This window comes from Chitinivorax tropicus (assembly GCF_014202905.1).
Taxonomy (GTDB): domain Bacteria; phylum Pseudomonadota; class Gammaproteobacteria; order Burkholderiales; family SCOH01; genus Chitinivorax; species Chitinivorax tropicus.
Genome location: NZ_JACHHY010000077.1, coordinates 1 through 1,603 on the forward strand (window position 1 = coordinate 1; position 1,603 = coordinate 1,603).

Below are 1,603 nucleotides of genomic sequence, written 5' to 3' on the forward strand. Positions count from 1 at the left end.
TGCGCGGTCGTGCCCGCCAGCACCTGCTGTGTCTCGCGCTGGCCGTTGCCGTCCAGCTTGCTCACCAACCGGCCCAACAGGTCATAGCCATAGCGCGTCACCGGTTGCGCCCGCTCCCGGAAGCCGTTCCCATACGTCACGTCCGTCTCTGGGTCGGTCTTCTTGAGCAACTGGCCTCAGATGCTGGCGGCGTGCGGGGGGGCTTGCCAGGACGAGATGGCAGGATGGAGGCTAGGAAGGGCTCACGCTACATGGTGATTCATGTCAGTGAGCCGCGGCAGCGCCCAGCCTGTCAGACCGCGCAGACAGGCCGCCTACGCATCCGACAGCGCCGTGAGTGTTGTATTCAAAGCGGGTGGTGAGCGCCTGCTCGTGGGCCGGTATGGTGGCGTCACCTATGGGGCTACATGCATACCTTTTAACACGAGCACAATTTCATCAATTAAACGCATAGCCAGCTCTCCAAATAAGTTTGGCGAAGACCCTATTTCAGAAGAAACAGCATAGTTGATCACAAGTCGCCCACCGCACAAGCCACTTTCCGATGCTTCCAACCGAGCGCGCAATGCCGAATTAATCGCTCGGGCTGACCTTTCATCCAGGCCAAGAAAACATGCTCCAGCAGAATTGGCTAAGTCATGATTTGAACAGGGTGTGCTCACATCATTAAAACCAACCAAAACATCAAGTTCTGCTTGGTTTTTTATTTCATAAGTACATCCTAAAAGTCCGTAAATCACCCTTGGGCCCGCATTGTAGAATTTCTCCACTGCAACAACGACATTCTCTGCCGCGCATTGATTATCGGCACGTACGAAGAATTCCAATTCATCACTTTTCTCATATTGGAACTTCGGCACGGGAAGGATGGATTCCCACACTCGAATTAATCCAACCTCGGTGAAATGTTCTTTCATCATTTTCTCTGCTCCCAAAATTTAAACCAAGCAGACGACCAATCACCTGGATTGGCATTTAGAACATCCAGATGATAAACACTGAATGGCGACGTCTGATACTTATTCAAGGACTCGACATGAACTTTGTTATAGAAGGCGTACCCGGCCTCGCTCTGTTCTGCCACAATCGCGGGGCTCACATTAAGCTCCTTAGCTAGGCGTCCGGTTCTAGTCGCCTCATTCAATTCATGAGTATAAAAGACCAAGTCAGCCCCCTCAATTGGAGTGCCGCTGTCTAATGCACGTTGCAATCTTTGCACCATCAAGCTATTCGCCTCATTTTGCCCAAATAAGTCAAGGTGGGTCTGTACTTTCTCAAGCCCCGCGGAAGATACATAGCCTTGCTTACTTTCAAGCCTCCCCAAGTCCGGCCACATTACTCGCTCAGGTGCATTAAGTAATGCGGGATCAAATGCGCCAGTTCTAGTTGTATTTGGCCCCCCCCACCCAATCCCCTCACTCAGGGACAGCGTCACAGCCCGATATTTTAACCCTGCCGACCCGCTGGCGGTAGCAAACTCAGGTGGCATGGCATATTGCACCAACCCTGTCTTGTACTGATAACGCTCAAACATCAACCCAGCCTGGGGGCCGAATTCGTTCAGCATCCACCGGCCTGCACCACTGGCCGCTTTGCCCACATT

2 protein-coding genes are annotated in these 1,603 nt (G+C 52.5%); both read right to left on the reverse strand.

Going from position 1 to position 1,603, the window contains the following annotated elements:
- Positions 1 to 395 precede the first annotated feature (395 nt).
- A complete protein-coding gene (locus HNQ59_RS19345; protein ID WP_184042023.1) occupies positions 396 to 920 on the reverse strand; it encodes a hypothetical protein in 525 nt (174 codons plus the stop codon).
- The coding region (locus HNQ59_RS19785; RefSeq protein WP_246491091.1) for a hypothetical protein at positions 917 to 1,603 on the reverse strand (687 nt) is incomplete at its 5' end. The genes HNQ59_RS19785 and HNQ59_RS19345, both read right to left, overlap by 4 nt.